Below are 18384 nucleotides of genomic sequence, written 5' to 3' on the forward strand. Positions count from 1 at the left end.
CCATTATAGCGGGATAGAAAGTCTATTTATGTTGCATGCCTCCCATGGCCGCTTTTAATTGACTTTCCGAATCAATGAGGAAATTGGCCGATGTAATAATTTGATCGCCCTCTTTAACCCCTTTGATTATCTCAAGCAAATCCCCTGCCCTAACTCCTAAGGTCACGTCTCGCCATTCAATTTTGCCATTGCCATGGTAAATAAACACCACTGCGCGCTCACCTGTGAGTAGAACAGCATTTTTAGGGACCACAAGACGTTCACCCAACGGTACTTTGAGTTCCAGGTTAACATACATGCCAGGTTTTAATTGCTCCTTTTGATTGTCCACTTCAAAGCGAACCTTGGCTGTACGTGTTTTCATGTCAATCGTAGGATAGATAAAATCAAGCTTGGCTTTAAATAATTCATTGGGCAAGTAGGTAAGAGTCAAATCAGCCATTTGACCAAGACGAATATAAGGAAGCTCGTATTCGTAAATGTCCCCTAAAACCCACAAGCGTGATAAATCAGCAATGGTATAGAGTTCATCTCCTGGCTCAATGCGCATGCCCACCAGCGCCATTTTTTTAAGAACCGTACCTTGGATGGGGGAATGAATCGTCATCGTCCGAGTGATTTTGCCCGTACGTCTTAATTGCTCAATGTCTTTTTCGGAAATCCCCCACAGCAACAACCTTTGATGGGCTGCTTGAAAAGCAGACTGCGCACCACGAGCTGCACTCGATGTCGTATTTTTGCTTAATATTTTTTGGGCATTAAGGGCGAGCAAATATTCTTGCTGAGTGGCTACAAGTTCCGGACTATAAACAGTAAACAGAGCTTGTCCTGCTTTGACTTTTTCTCCGGTAAAATTAATGAATAAGTTTTCAATCCACCCATCAAAGCGCACATGAATATGGGCAACACGCCGCTCATCGGCTTCAATACGCCCCACGGTACGGATTATTTTTTCAACCACTTGACGACGCACCGGCTCTGACGTAATGCCAATGGCTTGTAAACGAGCCGGATCAATCACAATCTCATTTTCTTGAGTGGACTGTTTCATGTCCATCTTGCCATGATTATCCATGGCCTGTTGCGCCTGAGTTACCTGCAACAACGAAAGTAAACTCAAAATAACCACACTCTTGATTATTAGCTTAAGATTCATAAGAACGTCCCTGTACTTTCTTCGATTTGTGCAATCGCTTTTTCATGTTCAGCGAGTTCACCGTGCCATTCCAATTCATTTTCTTGCAGCGTCAATAAATTATTCAGCATCGTTAAGAAATCCACTTTGCCAACACCATAGGTGGCTTGTGATGAAGTAAATGTTAAAGTGGCTTGTGGAATGATGGTATGTTGAATCAGATGAATGAGTTTTGCCGAGCGCTCTGCCAACAAATAGGCATTTTTCACTTGAAAGGAAAGCATACGATAGGTGGTCTGCAAATCCTCAATATCCGCATTATACCGCGCAAGTGATTCGCGCACGGCGTTATTTTGTTTTTGCATGAAATAAAGAGGCACAGTGGCTTTTAACAACACTTGATAGCCTTTGGTGTGCATCGCCGTATCATGAAGTCGTCCCCCTTCGATTTCCACATCCGGGAAATACTCCATTTTACTTAAGCGGATGGCTTGCCGTCCTTTTTGAACAGCGCGCTGTTGCATGATTAATTGCGGTGAACGGCTCTTAACAAGGGTATAAAAATACTCTAAATTATGCCCCATGGGCGTTACGGGGAGTGTTCCTGGTGTATCGATTTTAATTTCTAACGAACGATTTAAAAGACGGTTGATATCGGCTTGTAGCGATTCTCGTTGTTGCTTCAATATCACCAGGCGCATCAAAAGACGAGAAATCTCCGTTTGGGCACGATAAATATCTTGTTGGGGTGTTTTCCCTACACTGTAAGTCGCTTCAGCACTCTTTTCCATCTCATGAAGAAGTTCTTGGTTTCTTTGTACGATCTCGATGGATTTATTGACAAAATAAAGATCGTAATAGAGCCGTTTTAATTCAGCAATGACGGCGAAACTAGTGGCTTGGTATTCTGCTTCCGCTCTTTTGGCCTCGAGCGTTGCTATCCTTCCTCGCACAATGAGTTTGCCAGGAAAAGGAATTTCTTGTTGGCCACCCAACATTTGCTCGCGTCTTGGATCCACATCCATAGGGATATTCTCAGACATGTTGATGTACCCTGCATTAAGCTTCGGATCGGGTAGTGCTTTTGCCTGTGGAATCACATGGATTGCGGCCAATAGTCGGTCGCGGGCCGCACGAATTTGAGGATTGTTTTGCGTGGCCTCCTTGATTAGCTGCGCTAAAGCAGGCGGTGTCTTGGCATAAGATACTGGCCCTGCAAAACAACAGAAACCTAAGAGAATAGTCCAAATCATTTTTTTAGCACTAGAATGCTTCATTGGGTGCCTTCCTTAGCCGCTTCTGAGCTTCTATCACTAACAAAGGCACCATGCCTAATAGAATCCAAACCAGGCATTGGGTGAATGAGACCGGTTGTATCCCAAATAATTCGCGCAATACCGGAATATGGTGAATCAAGACCTGCAGGGAAAAACTGATGCTTACAATAAAAAAGAGTCTTAAATTGGAAAACAATCCCACTTGCCAAATGTTTTTGGTGTCGCTTCGCGCTCCAAAGGCCCATAAAAGCTCGGCGGTTACTAAAACAGAAAAGGCCGCATCTTGGGCTTGAATTAAATCCTTATCGATTAAATATTCATAAGCGAACACACTAAGGATTACTAAAGCCTTTAAACAACCCACAAAGGTTACTCGTTTGAAAAACGCCCTATCCATCATGGATTTTTGCGTGGCTCTGGGTGGACGATTCAAAATCCCTGGCTCTGACATATCGGTAGCTAAGCCAATGGCCGGCAAACCATCGGTTACTAAGTTAATCCATAATAATTGGATAGGAAGTAACGGCAGAGGCCAGCCGATTAAAAGTGCTACAAACACAACCAGTAACTCCCCACTATTGCCTGCTAACAAATAGGCAAGCGTTTTGGCAATGTTATCGTAAATCGTGCGACCTTCTTCAATACCTGCCACAATTGAGGTGAAGTTATTGTCCATGACAATGATGTCAGAGGCTTCTTTGGTCACTGCTGTGCCTGTTTTTCCCATCGCAATCCCTACAGAGGCTTCTCTTAAAGCAGGGGCATCATTCACCCCATCGCCTGTCATCGCCACCACCATTTGTTGTTTTTTCCAGGCCCGTACAATTTTTAATTTATGCTCCGCCGTCACCCGAGCATAAACAGCAATGTCTTTGACGCAATGGTTAAATTCCTCCTCTGGCATATTTTCAAGTTCATTGCCGGTGAGTAATCGATCCCCTGCTTCCAAAATGCCAAGCTCTTTGGCAATGGCTCTTGCCGTGTCAGGATGGTCTCCTGTAATCATCACCGGTTTGATGCCGGCTTTTTTACAGCGACTGATGGATTCCTTGCTACTTGCATGAGGTGGGTCCTGAAGACCAATAAGACCTAAAAACACCAGGTTATGTTCAATCTCGTCGTCTTCTTTTTCTAAAGCTGTAGGCTCTAATTGGCGCTTCGCAAAAGCTAACAGTCGCAATGCTTCGCTGGCCATGAGTTCGCAGGATTGTTTCATGCGCGCTTTATCATTCGGTGTTAATTTTTTAATGCCTGTTTTGGTCAAAATATGGGTACAGCGCTCCAAAATGAGTTCGGGTGCTCCCTTTACAAAAGCGATGTGTTCATGGTCTTGTCGACACACAACCGTCATGCGTTTGCGTTCGGAACTAAAGGGTAACTCTTTGATACGGGGATAAGAAGTTTGCAGTTCCCCTTGCCAAATGCCTCCTTTGGCAGCAGCAACCAAAAGCGCCACTTCAGTTGGGTCTCCCACGGTTGCCATTTGTCCATCTTGGCTCTCAAAACTCGCGTTATTGCAAGCCACCATCGCTTGCAAAGTAGCTTGCAACAGCGGGTCTTCTGACACATTAATTTCTTGACCTTGAAGAGTAAATCCTCCCGAGAGGTTATAGCCTTCCCCATGAATGCTATAAACATCACTTGCTGTCACAAGCTGACGTGCGGTCATTTCACCTACGGTTAACGTTCCTGTCTTATCGGTGCAAATGACTTGTAAACAGCCGAGTGTTTCAACCGCCGATAATCGTCTTACCAGTACGGCACGCCGTACCATACGCTGCACCCCAAGCGCTAAAGCCACCGTGACAACAGCAGGCAAGCCTTCAGGAATTGCAGCCACCGCAAGACTGACTGAACTCATGAATAAGCTGAATAGAGAGATATTACGTAAAAGACCTAAGCCAAAAATGGCAATGATAATGAAAAAGCAAAGCCACAATAGACGAGACCCCACTTGATTGAGTTTTTTCTGTAAAGGTGTTTCATCACGAGACGCTTCACCCAGCATTTTGGCAATGTGCCCCATTTCCGTTTGCATGCCAGTCGCCACAACAAGCGCGCGACCGGTGCCATCGGCTATAGAAGTCCCCATAAACACCATGTTTTTACGGTCAGCTAGAGGCGTCTCGGCAGTGCAAACATCCAGATTTTTAGCAACGGGTATCGACTCACCCGTGAGTGGCGCCTCATTAACCTTAAGCGCTGATAATTCAAAAAGACGAGCATCGGCAGCAATTAAATCGCCACTTTCAAAAAGAAGAATATCACCTGGTACGATATCAGAAGCGGCTATCACCTTCGCATGGCCATCGCGAAGCACTGTTGCTTTGGGAGCAGCCATTTGCTGAAGCGCAAGCATTGCCCTATCAGCGCGATATTCCAAAAAAAATCCGATGATGGCATTTAAAATGACAATGGCCAAAATGGCAATGGCATCGGCTTTTTCATCCAACAAAAAAGACACAACAACAGCACCTAAAAGTACCCAAATCACCACACTTGCAAATTGCTGCAAAAAAATGACGAAAGGGGATGTTTTTTTCTGTTGACTCAGCAGGTTAGGTCCTACTTCTTTTAGCCGCTGTTCTGCTACTTTTTCAGATAGTCCTAAAGATAAGTCGGTTTGAAACAACAACACCATATCTGCAGGTGCTTTTTCGTGCCATTGTTCTGCCATGACAGCCATCCTTTGCATTCGCCCGTCCACTATGATGTGGTGCGCATCATTTTATCTCAATTTTTAGTGCCCGAATAGATTAATAGTTCTTAGACTTTATAGGATGAGCGCTCATATGAATCTTTAGGATTGAGTAATAAAGATTTTAGTGTTAGCGACCACCACCGCCACCATGGCCAACATGACCTTGAGCGACATGCTCTTCGAGACTTTTAGTGTACTTACTACTCGTGCCACTGCTCATGCACGCAGTAAGGACTAAACAACACGCCAAAACCATCCAATGACTTTGTTTCATGATAATTTCTATCCTTGATTTTAAAGGAAATAATTACAATATAGACTCTTTGGTATGGATAAGTCAAAACAAAGTGTTCTATGCTTTGACGAACAATTAGCTAGGAATAACCTTTGAGAAGCTCAATTAAAATGTCTTGATGTGTCCTCAAAAAAACCTAAAAAAATTTACGTGCAAAAGAAAACTTTGTCCCTTTGTTTTGAATTAATTGAATGATAGTTGAATTGTTTTTAGCTCACTTTTTTCGTATCCTAAACCGATTCAAAATTTGAGTTAGTTTTTTGAAATATTAAACTAATTAATTGACACGTATCACATCCATTTCGTCATCCCAACAAAGAACCATCGCTGACGATCCTAACCAACATTTAGGGTACCTCTACTTATATTTAATGCCTGTCTTAAAAAGACAATCATGATATCATTCTATTTACTGATTAAAATAAATAGCATACAAAATATAACTATAAGAAACTATTTTAAAACCTATTGGTTTTCTTGGAGACGAAAATATTGTGAAGAAATTTGCCATCACCCTAATGAGCTTGATATTCATTAACTCATATTATCCTACTGCTTTCTCCGAAAAACCTAATCAACGCATGATGAACAATCAATCGACACATTCTTTGAAATCAAAAAATACCTTGCAATTATCTATTCAAGAGATAATGGATAAAAAGGACAAGAAACTGGTATTAATCAAATTAATTGACACCAAAAGCAATAAACCAATCACCTTAAACGATCTTATTGAAGCACATACACAAAAGATTCATTTGTTGATTATCGATGATACACTTCTTGACTACAGTCATGTCCATCCAGTCGAAACAACGATACCAGGCATCTATCAATTTGAATGGCAGCCTACGCTTAAGCGTGCCTCCTATCGAGCATGGGCTGATCTGATACCGACTAATACAAAAACCCAAGAATATGTAGTTGCTGATTTACCTTCCCCAAAAACCAAAAAGAAATTGGAAAATCCTATTCATCGACAACCATTATTTGAAAGTACTGTTGATGGCTACCATTTTAAATTGTCTTTTGATAAAACACCATTGCACGTCGGTCAAGCAGTCATGGGCAAAATTGATATCACCGATGCAAAGGAAAACCCAGTTCATACCCTAGAACCCATTATGGGTGCTTATGCTCACATTGTTGGTTTTAATGAGGACTTTAAAACAGTAACTCATGTTCATCCTATGGGCAAGGAACCTACAAATAATACGGAACGAGGAGGACCTGAATTACTATTTCATATAGAGCCCAACAAAGTAGGATTTATTAAAATGTTTGCCCAAGTGCAAATCGATGGGAAAACACTGTTTGTTCCGTTTGGAGTCACAGTAAATTCATAAAAACCTTGCTGGATTGTGAATTCACAGAGGCCTTATAAGACAAAGTCCCCAGAATAATGATATCCACCAATTGAAGAGTTAAGGCGATTAAAAGTGGCATTGCAGCACTTACTGCATCCGTGTAAACAGCATCGACCAAATAACCTCTGCCCCTCTTTTCACCACATTGGAGCCTAAGGAGAATCATCATGACTAATTCACATGGAACTATGATTATCTTAGGCGGTGCAATAATAATCAGCACAAGAAAATAATTACTTTTTTCTCCAGTCTTTGGTATCTTTAATCACATTGTCTTTGCAAGCAGAAGACGTTGAACTGATTTAATCAGTGGTTTAATTTTTCTCATGGCCTTTTGCGGTAAGAGAGCAAATCCCTCGCTCAGGATTAGGCTCAACCTCTCGCCCAAGAATGGCACTTAATTCCTCAGCTCCTCCAACGTATTGACTATCAAGCCATATTTGAGGAACAGTTATCGGTGTTTTTGCACCAACAATGGGCTTAACCCGTGCCAGCATTTCATACAAGTCCCTTGGATTTTTTACCACATCGTGAAATTCATAAGAAAGTTTGGCCTCTTCGAAATACTGTTTGGCATGCTGGCAGTGGATGCAATTAGTTTTACCAAAAATATGATTCCCAGTTAATGTGGTTTGTTTTGCATGAGCCTCAATCACCGCTTGAGTTAACACCCCACGATTCAGAGCATGGCCTTGGCTAATCACTTTACCCTCAACCAGTACAATAGGGGCATGCCACGCCCCTTTCAATAACGGCTTCCACCACTCATTAAGCCAGGCATGAATGTCCAATTCGACAGGAATGTCTTTTAAATCCGTTGCAATCGCATCCAAGATAATATCCTTGGTGAGTGAACATTCACCACAAGGGACTTTGATTTTGAAAGGACCATATTGTCCTTCCCAACGATACAGTGTGATTTTGACTGACATATTAGAATGGCCTTTTCTTGTTCCCAATTAATGCTCAAAAATACCCATTAACACGATCACCATCATATCAATATAGAGGAACCTCCTTTTAATTCAATCTACTTTCTACCTATTGAATAATTTTTTTCACCTCTTTGCGATGCAACAGATTACGAAAATAGCACCAGTTCCCTAACCCTCATCTTTCTTTAATTGTTCTTGTTTTCTTAAATGGATTTCCTGTCTGTTAATGGATATATTTTTAGGAGCCTCAATACCCAACTTAAAGTTGCCAGGCTCAAGAGTCTTAAAGGGAGTAATAACTACCTTCTGATTACCTTCCAGGGTAATCATTAAATCGGATTCAAAGGCTACGGTTCTTATTTCCATGTTAGTTGACTCGTTTTAGTTCAAAATAAATGCTGCAAAAAAGCATTAATTGATGGGTTTTCCCTATGCGGGCATTTAATCTTAAAGCCAATGCCTGTTCAAACACAGGCCTCAAGAAAAATAGCCCCACTTATACTACAGCGACCATCGCAACTCCATGGGTAGGGGCAGACAAAAATGGAGGTTCTTTTTTTATTGCATAAAACCCATTAATGCTTGGCTTAACACCATCAAATGAATCCTGCACCTCATCGGATTGATACACATCCATTTGTTCCAGGCGAATAATCTGTTGTTCCTGCCTGTCTAAAAGCTTACGATACCTCTGATTACTTTCTTCTAATTGTTTTGTAACCACTGAAAGTTTGTGTTCGGCCTCACAAATTCGGCCTGCTACCTCAACAAAGCTTTTCTCTTTATTGTTTAAAAATTCCTCCAATCTTTTTTGAAAAGCAGCCTGTTGTTCTTTGTCTTGAATCACCATGTTAGAGAATGTTTCCACTGTTCCACTTAAGACAAGTCCAACTGCCCTCGCCTGTTCCACTTCTTTTCCCATTTTTTCTTTAATGTCATCCAGTTCTTTTATTTTATCAGACAACTGATTTTGATTTTCTTGATACGCCTTTACAACCTGCTCCAATTCTTTTTGAGTGTTTTCTAAAGCTTGAGACTGCTCATCGATTGAGCCTTTAAGCTTTTCGGCAGTAAGTTCGAGTTCAATCTGAGTTGCACGCAGTGCTTTTTCGGTATCAGTCAACTCATTGATTTGCGACTTTAATGATTTAATCTGTTCAGAAAATTGTTCGATATTCTCAGTCAGGTGCACATTTTCTTTCTGGAATGCATCAATTTCAATGGCCAGTTGTTCGCGCAAGAGCTCTAAAGTTGAAATAACCGAGTCCAGCAGATCAGCAAGACTTGAAATTCCTGCCTTTAAACCTTCGATGTTATCTGTATTTTGACTCTGATGATTATCAAGAAGGATACTACTTACCGTATAAACTATCCCAGTAACAATACTGAGCGTAATAAGGGCTGCAAGATTTGCCATGATGCCAATCATCAAAAGAGGTACGGTGAGCACTGCACCTGCGGTAATTTTTTGCCACAAAGGGATTTCATTCCAAAAGCTGGCAGCCCGAGATAATAGACTTGGATTTTGATTCATCGCCTGAATCAATTGATTCAGATCTGCTTTAATTCTTTGTATTTTATTTTGAGTGGTTACAATCTTCTCAAAACGTTCTTTATCTTTTTTTGTTTTTTGATTGAGGTCGTCCTGCTCCATATTTTCTGACTGATGGAGTGAAGACACCAACTCAAGTTCCAGTTTTTGATACGTCATGATTCTTCCTTACAACGAGTGAGTCATCCATGCTAAACAGTGTCACATGATTATCAGACTAATCTTAAGATAAGCATGATGACGGGAACCAGTACCTTTTTACGTATTGGATTGAGATGTAATTAAAGTGTTTGAGGTAAGGTCTAAAAACCCTGAAAATAAGGTCTTACGGTTACACATTGAGAGGGGAAATTGATTTTTAATATTTAGAATGTTACTCATTACCACGTTTCCTTAATTGGGTTTGAAACAACAATCAACCGAGCGCCTTTCCTGGAACGGTTAAATCTTGATCATTCTATCGGATAATTTGTGTTCAGTCATCCTTTTTTAGTGACTCAATAGTCTTAATGGTGCTGTAGACATAAGGTTACCTGAACAGATGCTTTTTGAATCCCACCAACCACCTAAAGGTTCGCATTCAAAGCACGCATTACCAACTGAGCTTCCCTTTTAATATCGAATCTATCTATGTTGAATGATTATTAAATATACAGAGTTATTCTAAATGCGTTTTAATAGCGCTTAATGAAACGATGTTTTTTATGCAACCTAAACCATTAGTTATAGTCAAAACAACGCTTAAAACTAAAATATGGAAGTTGATTTTTTTACTTAAGTGCATAAAAATTGACTTTCAGTGATGTTTTGCTAAAACTGGTCCTTTAAACAAGAAATCATCCAAACAAAGTCACTTTAGTAATTGCTTTTATCCCTTTCTGTTTTCTAACCACCACTTAATTCTATTTTTTATTTTTAGATAAATCTTCTAATAAAATTTTTCCCTTTTGGGACAAGCGATATTTTTGCAATCTACTTTTAGGCTTATCTGGGATAGTACGCTCGATTAACTCATCCCTGAGCAATTGATCAAGATAATTACGTTGAAAAGTTTCTCGATGCCTGATTCCTGCTACCTCTTGTAGCTCTATACTTTTCAGCTCACCTTTTAGCTCACATGCTCTGAGTACCCGCTCAACCCATGGATCGACTTGTCCGGCAACTTGTCCGGCAACTTGTCCGGTCATCGATGATGATTTACGCCAAATGGTTGTCTTGAATCCATCAGAGATAGAAAATTCAGGCTCTGGCAGTCCAACCTCACGGCAACGACGAATCATATCCCCTGTACCAGTTCCCATACGCTCGATATATTTCGTTAAATACAATGGCTCAGCAAGCAAGGGATTTCTTGGAACAGAACCATGTGGATGACGTAATTTCTCTAAAGTTAATGATGGAGGGAGTCCTCCTGGATTCCAAATTTCCAATCTTATGTTGCGCCATCAGTTATGTGTTGTTCGCTCGTTTTCCATCATTAATACTCAGCCATTTTTTAAAATCTTTTAATAATGCTTCTGCTTGAGCAATACAAGTTATTACTGCACTCTCAGGAATAATATCGCCAGAATAATCTGCAATATTGCGTTGTTTCCGCATAGCATCCAATATAATCACTGTTTTTTTATCAATACCTAAAGTCTGAGGCAATAACTGAATCATCGTTTGATGATGTCCTGGTTTAGAAGTCAAGGTTCGATATCCATGAGATTGAAGTGCTGCATTTGCTATTTGCATAATTGCTTTATAGGCAGCATCAAAGCGATTCTCCGCGCTAACCAAGTCAATTTTTGAATCCACAATATTACGTTCAGCAGCATTCAAAAGCCGATTTATGGTATCTGGGTGAGGTGGTATTTTTTCCAGGCTGATGCCAATTAAATTATCCAAGGTCATGTTCAGCTCCCATAATAAATAGCTTGGGATTATTTAAAACCTCCTGAATGAAAAGATCTTGTTTTTGTAAAGATGCCTTCCATTGTTCCCTGGAATATATTTTGGGATTAATTTCTCTCCCTAAGCTAGCTTGAGCAGCATAAAGAGCCTCAACTGCTTCTGTAAAATCAACCTCACCAATAATAAGCACATCAATATCACTTCCAAGGTTTTCAGTTCCTTTGGCCACCGAACCAAAAACAAAAGCTACTTCAATTTTTTCAGCTAATGGAGTTAAAAAATCAAACAACACATTCACCAAACCAGACGTTTTCTTTAAAATGCTTGCAAGCTCCGTATAAATAGGAAAATTTCGATTTGCTTGGTAATAAACTTGATTACCACTCTGCTCGCGCAGAAGTACTTTGGATTTAGCAAGTTTGGATAGTTCTCGATGAAGTGTACCCGCTGTGGTATTCGTTAACCGCGCAATCTCTCGGACATGATAACGCTCATCAGGATGAAGCAATAAAAGTGCCAGCACACGCCGCCGATATTCAGAAAACAATATTGAAGTATCAAACATGATTTTTATATTGAAGCCAATTAAGCTTCAATCATAGCCTAAAAAGCTACACCATTCAATCAGATAAATAAGAAAAACCAGAAAAATAAGTATAAGCTATAAGTCGACTAATCCCTGAACCGAATTAACACCACAACCAATGACTTCAATGATCTTGTGTCGAGACTTAATGCCCTCGTTTTATTTTGATTTGCCCTTTAGAAACCTTAAACAAGGCTATCAGCATTTGGGAACAATTAAAAATTATTTAGAAGGCATGATCGGATTATCGAGGAAACAATTGTAGAAAGAATGGGAGGCATGCTCTCCGCAAGAGAATAATGCCTTGAAAAAACAATAGAACAAACTAAGCATCTGTTCTCCCAAGTTGAAACTTTTATTGAAATTAATCGTAAAAGTTCATAAATAAATTAGAAAGGAAAAGGAGGTAACTGATTCCTATCTCTAAGCCAGAATGAATGATGCCACTCTTCATAGATGGAAACGGGCATATTGCTTTGCTTAAACTCATCAAAAGATAAGTCGCAAAGAAACCATTTGAGGAATTCCGCACAAGTTTCCGGACTTATTAATTGACCGGACTGATAAGCCTCATCAAACATTTTATGTAGATGAAATGAAGTTGTTTCTCTTAAAATTTTTTGAATTCTTGTATCCACTTCCCCTGGAATAACACAAGACACACCAATATTTTTCTCTGCTAACTCTTTTCTCACAATAGCAGTTACTTCATCCAAACCCGCTTTACTGGCACAGTATGTTGAACTTTCTTTAAGTTTCAGAGTGGCAGCTCTTGATGTAACAAATAAAATCCGAGACTTCTCAGGCATCCGTACTGCAAGAAGTGCCGTAAGTTTCATTGGAGCTAATAAATTAACCTGAAAAACTTCGTCAATACTATCACAATCGTATTCGGTCAACGGACGTGGAGGACTTTTCATTCCTGCATTTTGAACTAAAAGATGAAGAAGTATTCCAGAATCATTAATAATTTTAGCAACCTGTTCGATATCACTATTGCGAGTAAAATCCGATTGAATGGGAACAAAACGAGGATATAGCGCTTTAGTATCCTCTAAGCTGCTCACATCCCGTCCTGTTCCATAGACAACCCAGCCGTCACCTAAAAGAATTTTAGCGAGTTCAAGACCAATTCCATGGCTGGCTCCGGTCACTAATGCAGCTTTATTATTGTTGATGTTCGTCATGAAGCATTCCTTGAAACTTAAGTTAATTTCGAGGGATATGGTAATCAAAGTTGAATAAAGTTAACAGTTTATTCTTAATTCATGTGTTACTAATTGAGTTAATTCTGTAATACTCTCTTTGATTTTAATAATAGTAGGCAAAACCTGAAGAACCTGCTCTATACCAATGTCCTGCTGCTCTTTATCAGAGCTAAAAGAACGCTCTATATTATCTCTCTGCTAGATATGAGGAATATGAAATCACCCTTCCCCAATCTATAGAATCGGTTAAATGATCTTTGGTAATACTGTAGTAGTAATTGTTATCTAGCTTTTGCGCATCAAATAAATAGTTAACCCACTCAGCTATTGGTTTTTTATATTCTTTTTCTGATAACAAGAACAATATTTTTTCTTTTTTTGCAACCGCGGCCATAGTCTGCTCGGGTAGCTCATATCCCTGCATTAAATCTAATTGATCAGATAACTCTTTTACGTGTCTAATGATAAGCCATGTAGGTTTGGCATCTTTATCAAGAAATACAACACTCCCTGAATTATCAACTAGATAATATTCAACAGATTGTGCCTGCGTTTGAACATTGGCAAATAATTGCTGATATAATTCATTATCAAATAAATCATTAATGGAGTTTTCATATGCATTAACTATATTCTTTGTTAACTCTCTGAAGTAGCGCTGAGTTAGGTCATGCACAGCTAATGTAATTTCTGGATATAAATTTTCACTTGTCTTGAGTATAAATTTATCAATTAGGCCATTATTGAACGCTTTGATCGCTGTATCTTTATCTGCTTCTGCAGTTAACATAATTTTAAAGACTTTTCTCTCTTTAAGTCTTTTGCAAAATTCAATTCCATTAATAGCGGGCATTTGATAGTCCACAACTAACAGTGGTGCATGCTCAAACCTTGCTTTATCATAAATCAGGTTTAACATTTTACTAACATCAAATCCAATAACCCGATCATTAGTAGTATCTAGATTAACATCATTCATCAATTTGAAAATTGATTGGCTAACATCCTGACTATCGTTATCAATCAGCTGAAAAGCTTTATCTGAATTTGTAAGTGTTAGTATATTAAATTTTTCGCCAAATTCTAAATCTAACGCATCCAAAAATGCACGGTTATCATCTAAAAAAATGACTTTTATCGGATGATAAAAACATGTAGGTCTTGCATCAATAATAGTCATATAGTTATTCCTCTACGTTACAGCTTTAATTGCATCACACCCATGATAAGTCGCCAATATTTCAGACTGTTAATTTATAATGTATTGTTCCATTATCATTGCTGTTAAGGAAAATTAAACTAACATGGATGTCGCTTTGTATAATAAATGATTCTTCAAATTTTTTCCTCCTCAATTTTATATTTAGTCAGTTAAGTTGTAGTGGTTTATATTTTTGCGATTAAGTTTGAATCCTTTCCTGTTAATTTGTAATCATCATAATTTGCTCTAAAATTCGCCGCCTCATAAATCTACACCATTCCATAACTCCATGTGAATTACAGAATATTATTTATTTTTATTGTTTACAATCAATGAGTTACTAAAATTATCCCCCGGGGACAATTGATGAAACCGATAATTCCAGGCAGAGGTCTCGTGAAATTAAAAGCTCTTATTGAAACAGAACCAGGATCAAATTTAATAAAAAATTCAACCGTCCAAAACAAAAAAACATCATCCTAAAGATGATTAAGATTTTCATAAAATTAGGATGCAACTCTATTAATTAATTTTTGTAGATGATTGATTCGTCACACACTGAGTACAGGTTGATTACTTTAATATTTAAAAAACAAGTTTTGCTTAAATCAGGAATAAATTTCTTAGATCTATAAATGAGTTAAACAATACTGCGAGGGAAAAGAGCTTATCGTTAAATGGGATTATTGAAAAATGCTAAGCGATAAAACTATTTACCTTGATAATAGATACATAGTTATAAAAACCAATTTATCCATTCAAGTAGAGACGATAATCTTAGCTCCAACAACACCAGCGGTCATTATTCGTTAAAACAATATAATCCTCGCTATTGATAAAGACAAATACAATGGATTTAACTCAATACGTGGATCCTTATTACTTGCATATATTGCTTAATAATCAAGATACTTGGCAAGAATTAATCACATACTAACACCGCTACAAAGTAGCAATTGATATGATTCTTTAATCACATAAGCGTGTCGCTACCTCGTTAAAAATTCTGGAACATCCCAGTCCCCAGAATTCACGCGTCAACGCGACAGGTTAAAGGCCGCGACAGCCCTGTTTCCGGCACGTTTGCTCTGAACGAACAAAGCGTACGCCTGCACCAATGACTCTACGGCTGTATAAAGATTTACTCCGCGTCCCTTCAGGCTGTATGCATAAATTGCAGCCTATCGCGGACTACGCGCCTTGGCGTGCGAATGAAGTTATTCTGTTACAACTAGAAATGAAAATGTAGAATATGGGAATAACATTCGTTTATATCTATTCCCGAATTTGTTCTATTATCAAAATCAATCAATATATAATTTATTCGAGTAAATGCAAAAAATATAGTGTGGTACTATCCGCTTTAACATATCTTAGTGCACGATAGAAAGTTTAATACAAAAGATAAGTATACCAAAAGAAACATCAGGATAATCTTTTACTAAGATTCACAATACCACTAGCCACTCCGAATTTTCAAAGTTTCTAGAGCAAAAAAACCAGCCGCCTAAAATCGATCATCCATTGCATTAAAAAGTTTATAGATAAAAGACACCCCATAAAGCTACACCATTACCATATAACTACACCACAACACCCCATAAAGCTACACATATGATTGAAAAACCTTTTGAACCCCATATTACTACACAGAAAAACTCATAAACCTACACTATTACTCCCAAATAGATACACAATGATCCTTTCATAAATCATTTAAAATCAATTAGTTATTGTTATTTTATGTAAGGAATCTATGAATAGAAGAAAAAAGATATATATTTTTCTTTTTTATAAATTTAAATGAATAGTACAAATTACCGCTTGCAAATTCATTTCAAAATAGATAGCCTATAACAAATAGTACAAAACACCTTATTGTAAGAAGGGGGATGGATGAAAGTAATTACAACAGCAGGAAACAAAGGAGGGATTGGCAAATCAACTATTGCACTCACTCTTGCACAATATCTAGCTAAATGTAAAAACATGAAAGGCGCATTTATTGATTTAGACCCACAAGGTAATTCTTCATCTAGCTTAATTCCAACCACCAGAGATCCTGCTCACCCAACTGGTTATATGCCTAAAGCACATCCAGAGTGGGATCCTAATAACTTACCAGAAGATGATCCACATTGGGATGGTGTTAGTAGTATTGCAGACATATTCATAGGTAAATCTATTTATCCATACCCAACATGGGTTGACAATTTACATTGTTTTCCTTCTTTTGCTTCCTTACTTGAAGACGCACAGCGTGTTCTAAAAGTAGATGTGAAAGAAAAGGTTATAAATCGTCTTAAAGAATTTACAGAAATGTTATCAACCCACAGTGATTATCAATTTGTTATTATTGATACGAATCCACAGTTTGGTCCACTAACAATGGCAGGGTTGCGAGCAGCAACTCATGGCCTATTACCAACTGAACTTGAACAATATGGTATTAATGGAACCATAGGCATGATTCAAGCAATTTCACAAGAGCAACTTAGAAGAGTAAAAGACGACACAATCAAAATAGCGGGAATTTTACCTAACCAAGTTCGTAAAACAGCTGTACATACTAAATTCCTTAATGATTTGCGTTCAATAGAAAAATCAGAAGAATGGTTGTTACCTCCTATCGCCCAAAGAACTATATATTCAGAATTGGTAGTAGAAGATGCAAAACCTAATTGCGTATTTAATCTACCGAAAACGCATCTAGCTAGAATTGAAAGTGAGAAATGGTGCTCTTATGTATATGACAGAGTATTTAATAATGTATATAACAAAATAGAAGAAAAGGAGGCTTCTTATGGTTAGTAAATTCAAACTGAATTCAGTCAAAACCGGAGAGACAAAGGAAGCCATATCAAGAACACTGGCGATTGCCAATGATTACGCTGGGGAACTGTCAATAGAAGTATTGTCCTTAGATAAAATAGAACTTGATCCAGAAAACAATCGTGAATTAGCACTAACCCTTCATGATGCTATGAATGGAATAGATCCCTCTGATCCTGATTACGCAAAAAAGAAAAATGATTGGAAGTCACTTGAGTCATTAGCGAAAACTATTCTAGATGATCAGTTAATTAATCCCATATTTGTATACAGATTTGGAAACAAATGTCGTTTAATTGCTGGCGAACGTAGAACCCTAGCTTCAGCAATTGCTGGTAAAAAGGAAATTATAGCAAGAATTGCAAGTCAACGACCAGTCGGTACAAAGTTAAGAGTTCTACAGTGGATTGAGAATAATGAACGTGTTGACTTATCTCTTGCTGAAAGAGTTGCGAGTATTGAGGCTATTGTTAAGGAATATTTAAACGAAAATAAAGATAAAAATGATAACGAGAAAATAACATCAAAAGTTCTAAGTGACTTAACAGGAATGTCCATAACACAATCTCGAAGATATATTCTGATTCTGCAAGCTAGCCCAGAAATAAAACAAGCGATTGCTGAAGGAAAAATAGAGAATATAAAATTAATTGAATTAATTATTTCAGTTGAAAATGCAGAACATCAACAAGTTCTTTTAAAGGCTGCCATAAAAAATCTATCCTTTGATGCAATTGTTAAGCTAAAAAAAGAACTCGAATTTTCATTAGTCACAAAAAAAGAAATAAGAGGACGTAAACAACTAAATGTTAGTTTAGGTAAGGTAAAACCAAATATTGCCAAAATTATCTTTGATGCCTTAGTTTCAAGCAGCATTCTACACGAGAGTATTGTCGAGCAAATGAATACGATAAGCAATAATGTTCAATGGAATAATGGTAAATCAGTTGAGGAATGCTTTAAAAAAATAATTCCTCTAATTGCTCAGGAAGTGCGATAAAAATGAATAAACTAAAACTCAATAATAATGAAGATGACAAGAAAATTATTACATTTACTATTAATAAAGAAATAAAAGAGTCACTCAGAGAAATTCTGTTAAATTCTGAAAAATATAATTTAAAAAAGAAAACTGATTGGGTGAACGAAGCCATAATAATGTTGAAGGAAAATCCTGATTACAAAGAAATGGTGCTCAATGCAGAAGGGAATAGTGAAAATTTTGTATTTGATAAGATTTACATGACATTTAAGCAACGATGTTTTTTTTCTGATATGAGAAATGAAGTTGTAAAGGAATATCCTGATATAAGAGGCCCTCAAACTGCCATAATACGCGCTGCTATTTTGAGTAGAATAATGAGGAAAAAATAAGAAAAAAGGCCAAACGGAATCGGTA

Annotated in this window: 17 protein-coding genes; 4 read left to right on the top strand and 13 right to left on the bottom strand. The window is 38.0% G+C overall.

The genetic code is table 11. From position 1 onward, the window contains the following. Positions 1-22 precede the first annotated feature (22 nt). The 4 genes from DY223_RS17775 to DY223_RS19305 form a co-directional block, all read right to left on the bottom strand. Entirely contained in the window at positions 23-1156 is a 1134-nt protein-coding gene (locus tag DY223_RS17775) for an efflux RND transporter periplasmic adaptor subunit (RefSeq protein WP_058460935.1), read from the bottom strand. Next, the gene (locus tag DY223_RS17780; protein ID WP_058460934.1) at positions 1153-2412 is read right to left on the bottom strand and encodes a TolC family protein; all 1260 of its coding nucleotides are present in this window, start codon (positions 2410-2412) and stop codon (positions 1153-1155) included. The genes DY223_RS17775 and DY223_RS17780 overlap by 4 nt, the downstream gene beginning before the upstream one ends. Beyond that, on the bottom strand, positions 2399-5089 hold the full coding sequence (locus DY223_RS17785; RefSeq protein WP_058460933.1) for a cation-translocating P-type ATPase: 2691 nt from the start codon (positions 5087-5089) through the stop codon (positions 2399-2401). The genes DY223_RS17780 and DY223_RS17785 overlap by 14 nt, the downstream gene beginning before the upstream one ends. A gap of 151 nt (positions 5090-5240) precedes the next feature. Beyond that, on the bottom strand, positions 5241-5387 hold the full coding sequence (locus tag DY223_RS19305; RefSeq protein ID WP_016356828.1) for a hypothetical protein: 147 nt from the start codon (positions 5385-5387) through the stop codon (positions 5241-5243). A gap of 515 nt (positions 5388-5902) precedes the next feature. Between DY223_RS19305 and DY223_RS17790 the strand changes: the two genes are divergently transcribed. Further along, on the top strand, positions 5903-6754 hold the full coding sequence (locus DY223_RS17790) for a hypothetical protein (RefSeq protein ID WP_058460932.1): 852 nt from the start codon (positions 5903-5905) through the stop codon (positions 6752-6754). On the opposite strand, the gene DY223_RS17795 is transcribed toward DY223_RS17790, so the two are convergent. The 9 genes from DY223_RS17795 to DY223_RS17845 form a co-directional block, all read right to left on the bottom strand. Beyond that, positions 6738-6944 (bottom strand): hypothetical protein, encoded by a 207-nt coding sequence (locus tag DY223_RS17795; protein WP_131744465.1) that lies wholly within the window; start codon positions 6942-6944, stop codon positions 6738-6740. The two genes, DY223_RS17790 and DY223_RS17795, sit on opposite strands and share 17 nt — an antisense overlap. Before the next feature lie 145 nt (positions 6945-7089). Next, positions 7090-7707: a glutaredoxin family protein gene (locus DY223_RS17800; protein ID WP_058460930.1), complete on the bottom strand. Its 618-nt coding sequence runs from the start codon at positions 7705-7707 to the stop codon at positions 7090-7092. 171 nt (positions 7708-7878) lie between these two features. Then, positions 7879-8076, bottom strand: a complete 198-nt coding sequence (locus tag DY223_RS17805) for a carbon storage regulator (RefSeq protein ID WP_058460929.1) — start codon at positions 8074-8076, stop codon at positions 7879-7881. Between the two features lie 130 nt (positions 8077-8206). Beyond that, positions 8207-9421: a LegC2/C7 family Dot/Icm T4SS effector gene (locus DY223_RS17810; protein WP_082642504.1), complete on the bottom strand. Its 1215-nt coding sequence runs from the start codon at positions 9419-9421 to the stop codon at positions 8207-8209. A gap of 743 nt (positions 9422-10164) precedes the next feature. Next, a complete protein-coding gene (locus DY223_RS17815; RefSeq protein WP_058460928.1) occupies positions 10165-10692 on the bottom strand; it encodes a Fic family protein in 528 nt (175 codons plus the stop codon). 19 nt (positions 10693-10711) lie between these two features. Beyond that, the gene (locus DY223_RS17820; RefSeq protein ID WP_058460927.1) at positions 10712-11158 is read right to left on the bottom strand and encodes a hypothetical protein; all 447 of its coding nucleotides are present in this window, start codon (positions 11156-11158) and stop codon (positions 10712-10714) included. Continuing rightward, positions 11145-11723: a nucleotidyltransferase domain-containing protein gene (locus DY223_RS17825; protein WP_058460926.1), complete on the bottom strand. Its 579-nt coding sequence runs from the start codon at positions 11721-11723 to the stop codon at positions 11145-11147. Before DY223_RS17825 ends, DY223_RS17820 begins: the two co-directional genes overlap by 14 nt. Positions 11724-12133: 410 nt before the next feature. Next, entirely contained in the window at positions 12134-12931 is a 798-nt protein-coding gene (locus DY223_RS17835; protein WP_082642503.1) for an SDR family oxidoreductase, read from the bottom strand. Positions 12932-13139: 208 nt separating this feature from the next. Next, positions 13140-14132: a response regulator gene (locus DY223_RS17845; RefSeq protein ID WP_058460925.1), complete on the bottom strand. Its 993-nt coding sequence runs from the start codon at positions 14130-14132 to the stop codon at positions 13140-13142. Between the two features lie 1917 nt (positions 14133-16049). Between DY223_RS17845 and DY223_RS17850 the strand changes: the two genes are divergently transcribed. From DY223_RS17850 to DY223_RS17860, 3 genes are read left to right on the top strand one after another with little or no spacing between them, the layout of a single operon-like run. Further along, positions 16050-16964, top strand: coding sequence for a ParA family protein (locus tag DY223_RS17850; protein ID WP_058460924.1), 915 nt, complete (start codon positions 16050-16052; stop codon positions 16962-16964). After that, positions 16957-17985 (top strand): ParB/RepB/Spo0J family partition protein, encoded by a 1029-nt coding sequence (locus tag DY223_RS17855; protein ID WP_058460923.1) that lies wholly within the window; start codon positions 16957-16959, stop codon positions 17983-17985. The genes DY223_RS17850 and DY223_RS17855 overlap by 8 nt, the downstream gene beginning before the upstream one ends. Before the next feature lie 2 nt (positions 17986-17987). Then, complete coding sequence (locus DY223_RS17860) at positions 17988-18359, top strand: hypothetical protein (protein ID WP_058460922.1); 372 nt, start codon at positions 17988-17990, stop codon at positions 18357-18359. The last annotated feature ends 25 nt before the right edge of the window (positions 18360-18384 follow it).

It is taken from the genome of Legionella bozemanae, from assembly GCF_900450575.1.
Lineage (GTDB): Bacteria > Pseudomonadota > Gammaproteobacteria > Legionellales > Legionellaceae > Legionella > Legionella bozemanae.